The sequence below is a fragment of the Psychrobacillus sp. BL-248-WT-3 genome, assembly GCF_012843435.1.
Lineage (GTDB): Bacteria > Bacillota > Bacilli > Bacillales_A > Planococcaceae > Psychrobacillus.
The window spans coordinates 1-16,362 of the sequence record NZ_JABAFC010000018.1; the positions used below are offsets into that span (position 1 = coordinate 1).

Below are 16,362 nucleotides of genomic sequence, written 5' to 3' on the forward strand. Positions count from 1 at the left end.
AGTTAAAAAAATTTTTTTCACTTTAAAATACGTAATGAAACCATTGGTACGACTACATTTTAAGAGGGAGTCGCCGTCTGGCGCTCCCATCAATAAATAGAACAGCTTTAGCATCGATAAAGCGCTAATAAATTAACTCGCATAAACAAAGCAGAAAAACTGTCACCAACCCCAGTTTCACAATCTATTTATGTTTTAATAGCCATTTGAAAGTTCCTTTTTTAATGTTTACAGTCACTATAAAAAAGAATTGCTATTCAAAATCAACCCATAACTTTAACAAAGCTTTTATAAAATACAAAAGCTCCGTTGCTTGAACGTATAAAATTATATAAAAGCTCCTATCTCGCAAACACTGAGATAGGAGCTTTTATATTAATTATTTTCCAAAGGATGATAGAAATTTAACTCGATCGCCCATTGGAGGGATACTATTATCTACCAATGAAATCTCTAATACAGCTGGGCCATTCATCTGCAGGAGACTGTTTATGACTTCCTCATTCAAGTCTCCCATTTCCTCTATACGAACACTAGGTATGTTCATAGCCGCTGCCATCGCTGCAATGTTAATCGGCTCTTGCGCAAAGGTTGGATGAACCCTTTTGTATTGCAGATTGTGTCCGTGGTAAACCATGCCTAAGCGAGCATTGTTCATCACAACAAAGAGCACAGGGATATTGTATTCCTTAGCAGTCAATATTTCCATTCCATGCATAAAGAAACACCCATCACCGGTGATGGCTACTGTAGGACGATCTGGTTCAGCAAGCTTAGCTCCTATCGCAGACCCTATACCACTACCCATAGCTCCAAAATGGACATTTATATCAAATGTACTGTATTCAAGGACATCCATGTCATGTATAACGTAAGCCATAAACTCTCCAATATCTATTGTGTATCGGGTAGATGAAGGGAGGAACGACTGTAACTGAAGTAACACATTCTTAGTAGTATAATCTTCATGACTTTGGACATTATCTTTTCTATTAAAGGCCATTTCTTTCCTTGTTATTCCAAGAGCTTTGAGCTCTTCTATTAATGCAGAAAGGCTCAATTGAATATCACCCAGGATAGGAATATCGATCGGATACTTGCGATTAAAGACGGTTTCATCAAAATCCATTTGAACCGTAAAGCGCCCATCAGTCAGGCTACCATTATAGTTATTAGTAGCTGTTTCTCCAAGACTGGAACCGATGATTAATAGAGATTTTCCATCTCCGTCATTTATAAGACTTGTAGCTTGTTCTGTAGCAGCAAATCCAAATACTCCTGCAGACAATGGATGATCTTGACGAACAAAGCCCTTTGCGACAGGCGTTGTCATAATCGGCCACTCGAGCATCTCAGCCAATTCAAATAATAGGTCGACTGAATTTCTAACCCCTTGACCTACAAATATATAACCACTTTTTCTTTCGACTAACTCTTTAGCTGCCTGCTTAATCATGTCTAGATTCGGTATAACTTCTTCCCTTACCAAAATAGTTGGAATCTCTTCGTTACCACACGGACCTTGTTGAACATCAATAGGCATAGCTATATGTACTGGACCAGGAACACCGGAAACTGCTATTTTGGTAGCCTTTATAATTTCCTTTAATAAATTCTTTGAGTCTCTCACTGTTACACTATACTTCGTGACAGAATGATAAATCGGATCCGCATCAAGCTCCTGCGATGCATTCAAGCCTTCTGTACTTACTGGCACAGCTCCCGTTAAAAATAAAATTGGCAAGTGCTCTCTCATTGCATTAGCTGCACCGGTGACTAAATTAGTACCTCCAGGACCGCTACTTCCAATACATACACTCAGCTGATCCGAGTATTTCGCATAGGCTGCAGCCATATAGGAGGCAGCACCCTCATGCTTAGTAATTATGGGAGTAATCTCCGGCATATCATATAATTCATCAAAAAATGCATTTACAGAGCCTGCAGGTATTCCAAAAACGTGTTGTACTCCAATCCCCTTTAAATATTCCAACACAGAACGAACAGCTTTCATCCCATTTCCCCCTATTAAATTAAATATTTATCTTTCAATGCACCCGCTTTTAAAGGAACACTAAAGTAATAACCTTGCATTAAATAGCAGCCCTTTGACAAAAGAAAATCTAATTGTTCCTTTGTTTCGACACCTTCAGCGATTACATTGAGCATGAGATTTTCTGCTAGTGTAATAATTGTATTAGTAATAGCTGAATTACTATCATCATCTTCTCTAATATCTTGAATGAACGATTTGTCTATTTTCAAAGCATCAATTGGAAAGTTTTTAAGATAGCCTAGCGAAGAATATCCTGTTCCAAAATCATCTATCGCTATCTTTACACCAATCTCTTTAAGTTGCTCCATCATTTCAACGGTCAAATCTTTATTTTTGATGATTTGATTTTCCGTCAATTCTAAGTGCAAGAATTCTGGAGCTAGCTCTATGTCAGATAAAACTCTCTGCACCATTTCTACTAAATCATTTTCTTCAAATTGTCTGCTGGATAAGTTTACCGAGACACTCATAAAGTCATTTCCTTCTTTATGCCACTCTTTCAACTGCTTACAGGCATTCTCCAGTACCCATTCTCCAATCGGCACAATTAGCCCTGTATCCTCTGCAATTGGTATAAAATCTGCAGGAGAAATCATCCCTTTTGTTGGGTGTATCCATCTTAAAAGAGCTTCCACTCCTATTATGTCGTTCGTCCTACTATCAATTTGTGGTTGATAATATACATCTAATTCGTTCCGATCAAGCGCCTTATATAGAGCATTTTCTAGCTTAATGCTTTCTAATGACCTGGTATTCATCTCCTGTTCAAAGAAGTGGTAGCCCGTACCTGATTTTTCCTTGGATTTGTACATGGCCGCATCTGCATTTTTTATCAGTACTTCCACATCCACGCCATCTTTAGGAAACATGCTTATCCCTATGCTTGTCTTAATATAAATTTCATTTCCCATTAATGAAAAAGGTTGCGAGAATATATCGGAAATCTGCTCTACAGCATCGAGCACGTCCTTTTTAGATTGAATATTAGGCAAAACAACAGTAAACTCGTCGCCCCCTTGTCGAGATGCAATCGCATCTGTCGGGATTACTATTTGAAGACGGTTTGCCACTTCTCTAAGCAACAAGTCTCCATAGCTATGTCCTAAACTATCATTTACTAATTTAAAGCGATCTAAATCTAAGTATAAAACTGCTCCTTGTTGTTCCTTATCTTCTAGTATTTTTTTTAACTTATCATTTAACAAGACCCTGTTTGGAAGATCCGTCAAACTATCGTAATAAGCCAAGTATCTAATCTCTTCCTCCATTTTCTTTCTTTCAGTAATGTCTTTGAACGTTACAACTTTCCCAATAACATTCCCATCTTCTACAATCGAGGAAAGAACATATTCTACAGCTAAATTTGTTTTATCTTTCTTACAAAACATTTGCACGGTTTCTCCAAAGGATGAATGTTCAGTCTCTTCGCAAATAACACTAGAAGATAACGTACCGATCAGCTCTCCCTTTTCATAACCTAGCATCTTTTCACTAGCTGGATTACAAAACGTGATTCTTCCGCACAAATCTATACCAAAAATCCCTTCACCCGCAGAGTTTAAGATCAATTCTTTCTCATTACTAAGATGCTGTAGCTCGTGAACAACTCTTTCCAGCTCTGTATTTTTTACACGGATTTCCGAGGTTCTCTCTTCTATAATGGTTTCCTGCTTGTCCATAAAAAGCATATTAGAAAGACTAGCTGCAGTTGCGTCCACTATGGACTGCGCTAAAAGAATATCAGACTCGGAATAGTTTATTTCTTCGTCATCTAAATTTACTACAGCAATTACCCCTAGTACTTCTCCCATCGTCACTAATGGCCACAGATACATTCCCCTTATACCAAACGTTCTACAGGCCTCGTGATTGGGACGATTATCTACAAAAACATTAGGTATCATAATTGCTTTTTTAGTCTGAATGACTTCTTGAATTACGAGATCATTTTCATCTACTTCTAAGTTTTCATGGGTTCTTATCCATTCTTCTTCAGTCCAATCACTATTTTGACTGAGACTTGCTGGCTTTATATTCTTATCAGCCATAGGATCCAATAAATGAACGCCAATATTATAGTTGCCCAATACTTTACCTACATAGAAGAAGCACCGATTAATTACTTCCTGCATGGTTGAACACATAGATAGCTCTCGAGTATGATCTAGAAGTAATTGCTTCTCCGCTATTAGGTTCTCTTTTCTAGTAAGATTGGTAGCATTTTGAATAGCAACCCCAGCCATATTCACATAGGCCTCTACGGTTTGAATTTCATCCTCCGTCAGGTTCATCGGCGTACCGTAATCGAACAAGAAAACTAGTCCAAAAAGCTCGTTTTCAAAAGAGATAGGAAGAGCTAGTAAAGATTTTATCTGGAAAGCTTTCACATTCCTTGGATCTGGTCTAGTATCCTTTGATGTATCTGGTATATATATAGTTTTTTGCGTTTCTATTACTTCTTTAGCAAGCAAGTCATATTCCGTCTCAATCAAATGCATATCTAACGTAAAACCATTAATATATTCGGGTTTCCCTACGAACCCCCTAAATTGTCCATCCTGCTGTGGCAAATAAATTCCTACAGAATCACATTGAACAATTTCCTCAGATATAGCCTTGATGACTTGCTCCAATACCTCCCTAAGATCTAGCTTTGTATTGATCAGCTTTGTTATATGGGCTAGACGAGAATATCTCGTTTGCTCTCTCACAATAAAGTACCTCCATTTTTAATAATCTATAAATCTTTAATATAGATTAATTAATATCTATATTAACACCTTTTTTTGTAAATAAATCTAGTATTTTAGATATGTTTATATAATAAACAAAAAATAATCATTTTTATATCTTTTTTATCAAAGAGATAAATTTAACTATTAATACTTTCCCTTTTTTCATTAAATTTAAACTAAAAACATAGAACTTAATGCCTATATTATTAAAATATTTTTATATGCCGGTTTTTCTTCTAACGAAATGGTGTAAAAAAGCACATAAAAAGAGACCGGGACAAAAATCTCTTCAAAATACACAATGTAGGTCGGTTTCCGTTATAGCAGGCGTTTTTGGGGGATCCTTCTTCAATCACCTAGTTGCTCATACTTAGGCTTTAGCTTTGACTGTTCACTCAGTCATGACTTTCTCGCCAATCAACGAGAATAGAAAATTTTTTATTCGAAATCAGTTTCCTTTAAAAAAAGCAAAGACGTGAAATCAAATTTCTGATTTCACGTCTTTTAATTGAGACTAGTAATGTCCCAGGCTTATAGTAAGCTAGTTTACCAAACCATTCGCTGTTTACGTCCAACTCCTTTATTATCTCTATAACCTTTCTCTTTGCCAATGCCTAAATAATGTTCCTTAACTTCTGTGTTTGATAATAGACTCGCAGCATCACCCTGTAAAACTACTCTACCATTTTCCATTATATATCCGTAGTCAGCTATCGATAGGGCAATATTGGCATTCTGTTCTACAACTAAGATGGAAGTACCTTCATCTTCATTTATTTGTTTTATATTTTGAAATATTTCCTTGACCAGTAAGGGTGCTATTCCTAACGATGGTTCATCTAATAGCAGTAGCTTTGGCTTTGCCATGATTCCTCTTCCTATTGCGAGCATTTGCTGCTCTCCCCCCGAAAGGAAACCCGCTTTACGGGAAGCTAAAGGTTTTAGCTTTGGAAAATACCCATAGATTTTCTCTATATCTTTTTTTATATTTGAACGATCCTTTCGAGTGAATGCCCCAGCTGTTAGATTCTCCTCAACCGTCAAGTCCTTAAAAACTCGTCTACCCTCCATGCATAAGAAAATGCCTTTCCTTACAATCACATCAGTAGTTAGTCCCTTCAATGACTTGCCTTCAAATTCAATCGTTCCATCAGTTAGCTGTCCATCTTCCGCATAAAGTAAACCTGAAATCGCTTTAAGCGTCGTAGACTTCCCTGCACCGTTACTGCCTAAAAGAGCTACGATGTCTCCATTCGGAACATTAAGAGTCGTTCCCTTTAAAGCTAAAATAATTTTTGAGTATACTGCTTCTACATTATTTACCTTTAGCATGCCAGCTCCTCATTTCCACTTTAGTCCTTATAGCTAAAGTAATCTGTTAAAGGCTCCCATTTGCCGCCCTTCACTATGCCTAGACGAGTCTGCTCCGTGCCTGTATGGTTGTCTGCACTGAAGCTTACCGGTGCTCCAAGTCCGCCAAGGTCAAAGTTATTTAAAGATTCAAGACCTGATCTAATCTCTTCTCCTGTAATATCACCGTCCGGATGTTTTTTAGCCGCTTCTTCTATACCAGCAACCATAATTTTAGCAGCCGACCATCCTTGGATAAATTTCTGATTGATATCTTCTAGTGTTTTTCCCTCACCTTTTAAATATTCCTCTACCTCAGCCATTCCTGGTTGATCCTCGTATGGTAAAGCATGCGATAGAATACCAATATAGCCCTCCGCTACATCTTCCCCTACTATTGTAATAACTCCTTCACCAGAGGCCCAGTTTAACCCTATAAATTGGGTATCTATGTTCAGTGTATTAGCATCTCTAAGAATTGTAGCTGTTGCGCCCCAAGTTTCTTGGATAATTGCATAATCTGGATTTTTCTTCTCCATATTCAATAACTGAGATTGTGCTTCGGTAGCCTGCACATCAACAATTTGCTCATCTACAACCTTAATACCAATTTCAGCCGCGTACGCTTTAATATCCTCGATTGGAGAACGCCCAAACGCTGTATCGTTATACAATAATGCTACCGTTGGATCAGAGCCTTTATGGTTATCCTTAATCCACTTTAATACAGTTCTCCCTTGATCGGAGTATGAAGCAGCCACCAAAAAGTTATAAGGACTCTCCTCTAAGTTTTTTAGATTCTCAGAATACGATGCAGAGAAAAAAGGAAGCTTATCGCTAGCCACTTGCTGACGTAATGCCTCTGTGTCTCCCGTTCCCCAGCCAAGTACAGCAGCAACTTTTTCTTTATCTCGCAGCTCTTGGTAAATCTTTTGGGCTTCTGGAATAGAATAAGCGTAGTCCTTTCCATTCAAAACCAAATCTACGCCTTCTATTTCTCCTTTATCTTTAGCATATTTGAAATACGCTTTTTCTCCCTCTGCGTAAGGTGTTCCAACGTCTCCAGTACCGCCAGTTATATCATATAGTCCACCAACAACCACTTTTCTCGAGCCATCACTGCCTTCAGATGTACCTTCCTCTGAACAAGCCCCTAGTAATAACACGAAAAGAATCCCCAATATTTTGTATACAAAATTATTTTTTCTCAACTTCATCAACACTCCCCTTGTTTCTAATAGAAAACGAAAACTAGTTAATAAGAAAACGGCCAAAGCTTAAAGTACTTCTTAAAATTGAGCCAAATATGTGCGAGTCCTCCTGGTTCAAAGATTAAAAATAAAATAATGACAGCTCCAAAAACAAAATCCTTAAAAGCTGAAAACAACTGATAGAAGTCTGGCATAAAAGCTGCCAAAAGATCAACGAAGGAACCTAGCAGTACAGGTAACAATGTTATAAAAGCTGCTCCTAGAATAGAACCAAATACACTTCCTAAGCCACCTATCAAAATCATTGCTAGGTACTCGATAGATACATGAAAGTTGTATAGTTCTGGACTCACAATCATTGTGTAATGTGCGAGTAAAGCTCCAGATATACCGACAAAAAACGAGCTAATAACAAATGCCATTACTTTATATTTGAATAGATTGATCCCCATTATTTGTGCAGCTATATCTCTGTCTCGGACAGCCAAAAAGGCTCTTCCAGTTCTTGTTCTCAATAGATTAGTAGCATACAAGACGGTAAGTAACAAAATAATGACACATAAATAATAATATTGTGTATTACTCGTTAAAGAAACGTCTCCAACCTTTGGACGATTCAATACCATTCCAGCAGTACCACCTGTTAAACTATCCCATCGACTAATGACAAACAAAATGATAACTTGCGCAGCTAAAGTAGCAATAGCCAAGTACAAACCCTTTAGTCTCAAGGAAGGAACACCGAACAAGCCCCCTATTAAAGCTGTAACGATTCCAGCCAACGGTAAAGAAATCCAGAAGCTTAATCCATAGGTGGAAGTTAGAATTGCTGAGGTATATCCACCTACACCTAAAAAGGCGCCGACTCCAATCGATATTTGCCCAGTAAAACCCGTCAGTATGTTAAGTCCGATTGCCCCAATCGCTGAAATAGAACAGAGGGTGAGAAGGCCAATCCAATAATTAGTAGTAACTAATGGCAGCAAGAGAACCATGGCTACTATTAACAAACCTTTAATCTTGCCAGAGGTTGTTCCAAACATTTTTGCATCGTCTAAATAAGAAGTTTTATAATTACCACTTTCTCTAACAAACAGATTCCTCATAGGTTCACACCCTCTCAATTGTTCTACTACCAAATAGTCCGTATGGTTTTAACATTAAGATGAGTAAAACCACTATGAATGGAACAACCTCCTTTAAGCCTCCCCCTACAAGTGGATCTATATATCCACCTGCCATGTTTTGGAGAATACCAATTATAAATCCACCTACAATTGCTCCAAGAACACTATCTAATCCACCTAAAATTACGACCGGCAGAACGGTCAAACCAATTGCAGACATAGTAGGACTTAAACCGTTGATATTTCCTAATAATATCCCGCCTACCGCTGCTACGACAGCAGCAATAGTCCAAGTTGCTGCATAAACATACTTCACACTGATGCCCATGGACATCGCAGCCTGACGATCATCTGCCACTGCTCGCATAGCAATCCCCATTTTTGAAAACTTGAACAGCAACAAGAATATGGTGAGCAGTGTTATGACAATTACAAATGACCAAAGATATACAGGACTAATAATAATTCCTGATATATTTATAGGAGTTGTTGGGAATATTTTAGGAAACATTCTTGTTTGGTGACCCCAAATCATATGAACGGCTCCCCCTAGTAAGCTAGAAAGTCCAATTGTCGCCATAATGACAGATACTACTGGTGCATTTTGAATAGGGCGGATAACTAATCTTTCCACGATTAACCCCAAAATGGCACTGAATATAAGGGTAATTAACAAGGCAATAAAGAAAGGGATACGGTAAGCAGTCATCAAAACTAAACAAATATAGGGGCCAACAATAACAAACTCTCCATTTGCCAAATTCAGTGCACCACTTGCCCGATAAATTAATACAAACCCTAATGCCACTAGACCATAGATACTACCTACTACCACTCCCGTGACAAGCATTTGAAGAAAGAATGTCATAACGTCACCTCCTGCTCTCTATTTAGTTGAACCACTCTTACGTTATCCATCTCACTCGACCCTACAGAAATACTTTCTCTTTCTGTATACATCCCGTCAATCAACACTCTGTAACGATCTTCTATGAAATTTCTTCTTATTTTATAGGTTCTGGTGAGCTCTCCTTCTTCTATTGAAAATGGTCTGTGTAAAAGTGTGAATTTCTCTACCCTTGCAAAGGAAGGAAAATCTTTCATTAACAATGACACCTGTTGTTCCAAAAACTCTATCACTTGATTATTTTTAGCCAGCTCTCCATAATCTGTGTAAGCAATTCTTTGTTTGTCTGCCCATCTCCCCATACTGTTCCAGTTCATATTGATCATTGCAGTTACATATGGTTTATTTTGACCAAAGCAAACTGCCTCTAAAATGTAAGGGTTCGATTTTAACTTGTTTTCTATCAGTCTCGGATAAATAACTTGGCCATTTTCGGCAATAATAATATCCTCTAATCTATCTAGCACGTAAAGATGTCCGTCATCCTCCAAGTGACCACAATCACCTAAGGAAATCCATCCATCCCCATCATGCGTACTTTCTCCACCTATATAATTTGTAGCAACAGCTGAATTTTTAATGTATACTGCTCCATCTTCTCCAATCTTAGCTAGTGTATTTGGTAATGCTTTTCCTGAGCTTCCGGCTCTTACGTCTTTGTCTCTTTGAACAAAAGCTATACCAGCAACCTCAGTCCCCCCATAGGTTTGTTTTAGATTTACTCCAATACTGTGATAAAAGTAAAAAGCTTCCGGATGCAAAGCAGCTCCTGCAACATAAGCTCTTTTAACTCTCGCTAAACCTAAATGATCACGAATGGCACTAAAAACAATAATATCTCCTAATACATACATTGCTTTGTCTACGAAATTGATTGGCTCTTTGTTCAATTCTGCATGGGCAGCCTTGTCCCCAAATTTCTTGAAAAAATTATAAATTGTTTTTTTAAACTTACTTGCTCCCTCTATCCTGTTCGTAAAACTAGACATGATAGATTGATAAACTCTAGGTGGAGCCAGCAATGTATGTGGACCTATTTCCCGAAGATCGCCTAAAACTGTATGTGGGCGTTCGGGGAAGTTAACAACCATCCCTTTAATTAAAGGAGTTACTATCCCTAAAATTTGCTCATGAATCCAAGCGAAAGGTAAAAAAGAAAAATAATCTTCCTTTGTTTTCACGTTATCAATAGTAAGTAGACCTTCAGCCGCATCAATTAGGTTAGCATGCGTTAAAATGACACCTTTTGGCATCCCTGATGTTGCTGCACTATAGGCAATAATTGCAGGGTCATTTTCCAAAACCTCTTCAGGTGGATCAACAAGGAACTTTGCCTTATCTCGCAACAATAATATGCCGTCTGATAGTAAATCCTCAAAGTCTACTAGTTTTGGATGCTTATAATGCCTCATCCCTTGCTTGTTACAAAATATGATTTGCTCAACTAATGGTATTTGCTCTTCAATTCCCAATAATTTATCTACCTGCTCCTGATTATCCACTAATACGATTCTAGCCTTACAGTCATTTAGATAAAAAACAACTTGTTCTGGTAATGATTCTGGATAGATTCCTACCGTTACACCACCTAAACTTTGTGCAGCAAGTTGGGTATAAACCCACTCTTGCCGATTATCAGCTATAATTGCTAGCCTTTCCCCTTTATAAAAATCAAAATATTCAGATAATATAATAGATAATTGATTTACTTTTTTACTGTATTCCCCCCACGTAACCTCATGCCAAATTCCTAGCTGTTTTTGCCTGAGAGCAACCTCTTGCTCATGATTAGCAGACCTTTCCGCTAAAAGAGTGGGTAATGTTTTGTGATCCATTTTAATTTCCCCTTCCTAAATAACGGCTTCTTCCCCAATATAGGCCTTTATAACAGCTGGATTTTCTTGAATTTCTGCTGGGGTTCCAAAACCAATAAGTCTACCAAAATCTAATACAGCTATATGTTCCGATAAATTCATAACAACCCCTAAGTCGTGCTCGATCAAGACTACCGTCATATTCATCGTCTCATGCATCTCTACTATAAAATGTGACATTTCATCTTTTTCCGCTTTGTTCATCCCAGCCATTGGTTCATCCAATAAGATAAGGTCAGGGTTTAACGCAAGTGCCCTTCCCACCTCGACTCTCTTCTGTAAACCGTAAGGCAGCGTACCGACAGGAGTATGACGGATATCTTGAAGCTCTAAAAATTCAATTACTTCTTCTACCTTCTGTCTGTGCGCAATTTCTTCTTTTGCAGCCTTTCCAACGTACATTCCTCCGCTAATTGGTCCGGAATTCATCAATGTATGTCTTCCAAGCTTTAGGTTGTCTAGCACAGACATATGGGCAAATAACGCTATATTTTGGAATGCACGAGCAATCCCTAAAGCTGTGCGATTATAGGGTTTCATATTTATGATTTCATGACCTTTGTACAAAATGGAGCCACCAGTCGGTTGATAGAGACCACTAATACAATTCAGCATACTAGTTTTTCCAGCTCCATTTGGACCTATTAACGAAAAAATCTCTCCTTTGTTAATATGGTAGCTGACATCTTCTAGTGCCTTTACCCCTCCAAATTGTAAAGAGACATTTTTTATCTCTAATATAGGATCCAATATGGATACCCCCTTTTAGTTAAGCGTTTACAAGTAAGCTTTTGTTGAATATTACTTTACAAACAATAACTTTGTCAATGAATTTTATGCGACTTTATTCCTAATAATTTGTCGTTAAATGTTTGAAAATGTACGAAAATGTTGAAATCAAAAGTCTCTGTAGCGCTACTATTGTATATCCCAAAAAGAAAACCTCCTATGGCTAGTTCCATAGGAGGTTGTAGTAAATTCATTATTCGACAAATAATTTTTATTTTTTGTAGAACGTTTTGTTATGTCATATCTGTCTCACACTTTTCGCCAGAGCCTGTAGCTGCAATCCCTCAACAGAAAGTATTCTCGTTTCATCTTTTATGAAGATCACTGTTTATAAAAACATTCCTGCTATTGCAGCACTAAGTAATGATGCAAGCGCTCCTGCAATAACTGCCTTAAACCCTAATCTTGCAATGTCTGGTCTCCGGTTTGGAGCTAGGGAACCTAATCCACCTAACAATATTGCCATTGAGCTTAAATTTGCAAAGCCACATAGAGCAAAACTTACGACAAGATTGGTTTTAGCAGAAAGGTTCCCCATGTCATCGGTAAAAGCCTTATAAGCAACAAATTCATTCAAAACTAGCTTTTGACCAATGAAGGATCCCGCCGCTACTGCTTCTGACCAAGGTACTCCTATTACAAAAGCCAATGGAGAGAATATAAAGCCCAATATCCCTTCTATCGTTATCTCACCATAGCCAAAGAGTCCTCCAATCCCTCCAATTAAACCATTCAAAAGAGCAATTAAGGCGATGAATGCCAATAACATAGCTCCTACATTGACTGCAAGTTTCATCCCGTCTGTGGCACCTCTTGCAGCAGCATCAATTACATTGACGTTTGAATCATCTTTTTCCATCTTGAAATCGGTGTCTTCCACAGTCTCCGTCTCAGGAAACATTAGCTTAGCCATGATCAAACCTGCTGGCGCAGCCATGAAGCTAGCGGCAAGCAAATATTCCAGTGGCACCCCTAACAAAGAATATCCTACTAAAATGGATCCTGAAACCGATGCAAGTCCGCCTGTCATCACAGCAAAAAGCTCTGAGTTAGTCATCTTTGCAATAAAGGGACGAACAACTAGAGGAGCCTCTGTTTGTCCCACAAAAATGTTTGCTGCAGCAGATACAGACTCTGCCCTACTAGTCCCTAAAAGCTTGGAAAGTCCTCCTCCAATAATCTTTATAAAGAACTGCATGATGCCCAAGTAATACAAAACTGAAATTAAAGCTGAGAAGAAAATGATGATAGTTAACACCTGTATAACAAAGATGCTCCCAAACTCATCCACATCGGACAATGAGCCAAATAAGAAAGATATCCCCTCATTGGCATACCCAGTTAAATTTTGAACTCCTTTTGAAAGCTTTAATAATGCCCAGCGTCCAAATCCCACTTCAATACCATAAATGCAAATGCAATCTGTATAGCTAAACCAATCAGTATGGTTCGTAAATTTATCGACTTTTTAGCATTGGAAAGGAGAAAAGCAATCCCGATTACAACAATAACTCCACCAATTCCCCAAAGTATATTCATGTCAAAACACCTTCTTTTTATGTATAATTCGCCTTTTAAAATCAGACATATTGTAACTATTCCCTAATATCCTTGAAAGAAACGGAAAAATATAGCTCTAATCTGGGCAATAAATATACACAAAAAAATCGAAACCTTAGGGAAGATTTCGATAGATGGATTTTCTTTAGTTATAGTAAGGCACCCTCACCTACTAGTAGGCTTCATCTGAAGATATTCTTTTTAAATAAATAATCATAGGAAATATCAATAAACATATATTCATTCTCGTTGATTGGTACAGAGAAGGTTCTTATCATTTCGCCTGTTTGAATATCGCTATAAATATCAGAGAACACACCACTTTGATCATTTCTCATCTTAATAATTGTTTTTAGAAAGTATGGGCGCCAGCTCCAGTTTTTGTTAATGGCGTCTTCTTCAACCTCCCAATGCGAATCAATTCGAACAATATTGGGCGAGGTCTGGAAGCCTTCCTCGTCACAAATATAAAGACGGAATGAGTATTCACTTAGCTCTTCAGCTAGTTTCAATAAATCTTCTACTTCCTCGCTAGAAGATTTAATAGCTTGAACTTTTTTCTCTAGATTAACTTGTAATTCCTTCAATGCCTTGTAATTCTCTTCTAATATCCGTTTTTCTGTTGCAATAAATTGACGACATCTATCCTTAAAGCTTTTCTTTAGTTGATTTCGTGGGATTAGCCCTGTACCTGCTTCAGCTAAATATTTCCCTTGATAGTATCGGCCACTATTTTTCCAGGCAAATTGAAGCTGGTGAACTGTATCAATACCCTCAAAAAGCATATTTGCTCCAATTTTACGCGCCGATGAACTAAGTGATGTAAAAAGGTCATTCTGTGCTCCCCAGGATTCATAGCTTAACTGCTCTATATTTACCTTAAGGATATTAGGTGCTAGCATTTGTATATAATCGAGATGACTCTCTGAGCCTAATTGGTTAATCGCTATTTTTATTCCATAGGTTTTAAAGTAACGTACTATATTATTTAACTGATGAAAATCCCCTTTAAAGTTATGCTCGGAAATAACTATAACAATTCGGGAAAGCTCTTCCTCGGGGATATATTGTTTTATAATATCAAAAAAACCTTCGCCATAATCTAGCACTAGTAAATTGGCGTTGCACGGAAGATATATATCAAAGTTTTTTGGCTGGTCTACAAGCTCCCCTAAAGCAATATGAAGAATTCTTTGTTCGACCTCAACTCTATACTCCTCTGGTACCTCTTCATCATAAGCAAACGCGTTTAAGTTTATAAGCTTTTCATCATGCAGTAATTTTCCAGAAACCTCATAGGCGACTACAATATGCTCGTCTGCACTAAAAATAGGCTGAAAATAAGCTTGCAAGTTATCTAAGTTCGTTAGAATATCAATTGCATCCATCCTGAACCCTCCTTACCTATATATACATGATAAGTTGTAAAAAGGTATTATGCAAATGGATATTACGTATTTTTATACACAATATTAATTATTTATTAGTATTGAAACTTAACTGTGACTCTAGCTATTATCGTAATTACACCTTGTTCTATTGGGGTTGCTCCTGTAGATGATTCCATTAACATCGCTCTATATGGTACGATCGGACTTCCTTCTTTTTCTTCCACTACCTCTATAACTTGTGGTGAAACTGAAAGCCTCATTGTTTCTGCTATTGTATTTGACTTTAATTGTGCATTTATTAAAGCCTTACTAAGAGCTCTTTGATAATAGGCATCTTCGTTTTCTAATCTGAATTCAAGAGAAGAAATTCGATTTGCACCATTTCTGACTGCTGTATCAATCACTTTTCCTACCATGCTTACATCAGGTATTTTTACCGAAATGGTATTAGTCACTTCATATCCCCTGAAAACCTGTTTTCCCTCTACAAAATCATATCGCGGAAAAATATTATATGCAGCTGTTTGTATATTTTCTCTTGGTATACCTAGCTCTAGTATGGATTGAATGACCTGATTCATAATTGCTGCATTTCTTTGCTGGGCTTCCTCAACCTCGCTGCCTTCCGTAGTAACTTCGATTTGTAACAACGCATAATTCGGTGGAACAGTAATTGAGCCTTCCCCATTAACAGAGATCGTCCGAATGAGAGGACAAGGATGTAACGCGTTTAAATACATAAGATCCCCTTCCATATCGCATATATAGTTAGCATATGCTTGCTGGCCAAAAAACTTGTTTAAAATAATAATTTAACTGTGGGAGCACTCTAAAAAGGTTTTTACTATATCGGTGTAAATAGCAGGCTGATCTTCATGTACTAAATGCCCTGCAAAAGGGATAACAGCAACGTGAATATGTTTGTTCTCTTCCGGATAAATGGTTGCCCCTACTGTTTCATGCATATTTATTTCCCCAACTATGTATAGGACCGGGAACTCGAAGTGATACATAGCTAACATATCTTCAAAAGGATACCAGTCCTCTTTTTTCCCCAAGTAAATAAACCTTCTCCAATCTGAAGAATGTAGTTCATTGAAATAGTTTATAAAATCATTGTTCCATAAAATCTGTCCCTGAGTTTTTACATCCTGCATATGCAAATCCAGCCAGTTGTCCGGTTTAACTGGCATCATGCCTGAAATAGTGAGTGTTTGAATTCGCTCCGGAAAAAGTCTATCAAATTGTACAGCTACAATTGCACCCAGTGAGCATCCAACCAAATGAATCTTTTTCAGCTGATAATGATTGATGGTTTCCAATAAATCCTTCGCGGAATCTAAAAAGAAGTTTTCAATATCA

Annotated in this window: 11 protein-coding genes and 1 pseudogene; all 12 read right to left on the reverse strand. The window is 37.6% G+C overall.

Annotated elements, in window-relative coordinates:
* Positions 1–379: 379 nt before the first annotated feature.
* Entirely contained in the window at positions 380–2,014 is a 1,635-nt protein-coding gene (locus HF876_RS10610) for a thiamine pyrophosphate-binding protein (protein ID WP_169360036.1), read from the reverse strand.
* Positions 2,015–2,028: 14 nt separating this feature from the next.
* Positions 2,029–4,770 carry an EAL domain-containing protein gene (locus tag HF876_RS10615; RefSeq protein ID WP_169360087.1) on the reverse strand — a complete coding sequence of 914 codons (2,742 nt, stop codon included), beginning with the start codon at positions 4,768–4,770 and terminating at the stop codon, positions 2,029–2,031.
* Positions 4,771–5,337: 567 nt separating this feature from the next.
* Positions 5,338–6,123 carry an ABC transporter ATP-binding protein gene (locus tag HF876_RS10620; RefSeq protein WP_169360037.1) on the reverse strand — a complete coding sequence of 262 codons (786 nt, stop codon included), beginning with the start codon at positions 6,121–6,123 and terminating at the stop codon, positions 5,338–5,340.
* Between the two features lie 20 nt (positions 6,124–6,143).
* On the reverse strand, positions 6,144–7,358 hold the full coding sequence (locus HF876_RS10625) for an ABC transporter substrate-binding protein (protein WP_169360038.1): 1,215 nt from the start codon (positions 7,356–7,358) through the stop codon (positions 6,144–6,146).
* Positions 7,359–7,396: 38 nt separating this feature from the next.
* Positions 7,397–8,458, reverse strand: coding sequence for a branched-chain amino acid ABC transporter permease (locus tag HF876_RS10630; RefSeq protein WP_169360039.1), 1,062 nt, complete (start codon positions 8,456–8,458; stop codon positions 7,397–7,399).
* A gap of 4 nt (positions 8,459–8,462) precedes the next feature.
* Positions 8,463–9,347, reverse strand: a complete 885-nt coding sequence (locus HF876_RS10635; protein WP_169360040.1) for a branched-chain amino acid ABC transporter permease — start codon at positions 9,345–9,347, stop codon at positions 8,463–8,465.
* Entirely contained in the window at positions 9,344–11,221 is a 1,878-nt protein-coding gene (locus HF876_RS10640; protein WP_169360041.1) for an AMP-dependent synthetase/ligase, read from the reverse strand. Before HF876_RS10640 ends, HF876_RS10635 begins: the two co-directional genes overlap by 4 nt.
* 15 nt (positions 11,222–11,236) lie before the next feature.
* Entirely contained in the window at positions 11,237–12,010 is a 774-nt protein-coding gene (locus tag HF876_RS10645) for an ABC transporter ATP-binding protein (protein ID WP_169360042.1), read from the reverse strand.
* Positions 12,011–12,377: 367 nt separating this feature from the next.
* Positions 12,378–13,588, reverse strand: a pseudogene (locus HF876_RS10650) (NupC/NupG family nucleoside CNT transporter).
* A 203-nt stretch (positions 13,589–13,791) separates the two neighbouring features.
* Positions 13,792–14,997: an EAL domain-containing protein gene (locus tag HF876_RS10655; RefSeq protein ID WP_169360043.1), complete on the reverse strand. Its 1,206-nt coding sequence runs from the start codon at positions 14,995–14,997 to the stop codon at positions 13,792–13,794.
* 95 nt (positions 14,998–15,092) lie between these two features.
* The gene (locus tag HF876_RS10660) at positions 15,093–15,740 is read right to left on the reverse strand and encodes an SIMPL domain-containing protein (protein ID WP_169360044.1); all 648 of its coding nucleotides are present in this window, start codon (positions 15,738–15,740) and stop codon (positions 15,093–15,095) included.
* 72 nt (positions 15,741–15,812) lie between these two features.
* Positions 15,813–16,358, reverse strand: coding sequence for an alpha/beta fold hydrolase (locus HF876_RS10665; protein ID WP_346764066.1), 546 nt, complete (start codon positions 16,356–16,358; stop codon positions 15,813–15,815).
* Positions 16,359–16,362: the final 4 nt, after the last annotated feature.

Excerpts from the sequence above, each read along its gene's own strand:
- HF876_RS10610 (WP_169360036.1), bottom strand. The coding sequence starts at position 2,014 with ATGAAAGCTGTTCGTTCTGTGTTGGAATATTTAAAGGGGATTGGAGTA.
- HF876_RS10620 (WP_169360037.1), bottom strand. The coding sequence starts at position 6,123 with ATGCTAAAGGTAAATAATGTAGAAGCAGTATACTCAAAAATTATTTTA.
- HF876_RS10625 (WP_169360038.1), bottom strand. The coding sequence starts at position 7,358 with ATGAAGTTGAGAAAAAATAATTTTGTATACAAAATATTGGGGATTCTT.
- HF876_RS10630 (WP_169360039.1), bottom strand. The coding sequence starts at position 8,458 with ATGAGGAATCTGTTTGTTAGAGAAAGTGGTAATTATAAAACTTCTTAT.
- HF876_RS10635 (WP_169360040.1), bottom strand. The coding sequence starts at position 9,347 with ATGACATTCTTTCTTCAAATGCTTGTCACGGGAGTGGTAGTAGGTAGT.
- HF876_RS10640 (WP_169360041.1), bottom strand. The coding sequence starts at position 11,221 with ATGGATCACAAAACATTACCCACTCTTTTAGCGGAAAGGTCTGCTAAT.
- HF876_RS10655 (WP_169360043.1), bottom strand. The coding sequence starts at position 14,997 with ATGGATGCAATTGATATTCTAACGAACTTAGATAACTTGCAAGCTTAT.
- HF876_RS10660 (WP_169360044.1), bottom strand. The coding sequence starts at position 15,740 with ATGTATTTAAACGCGTTACATCCTTGTCCTCTCATTCGGACGATCTCT.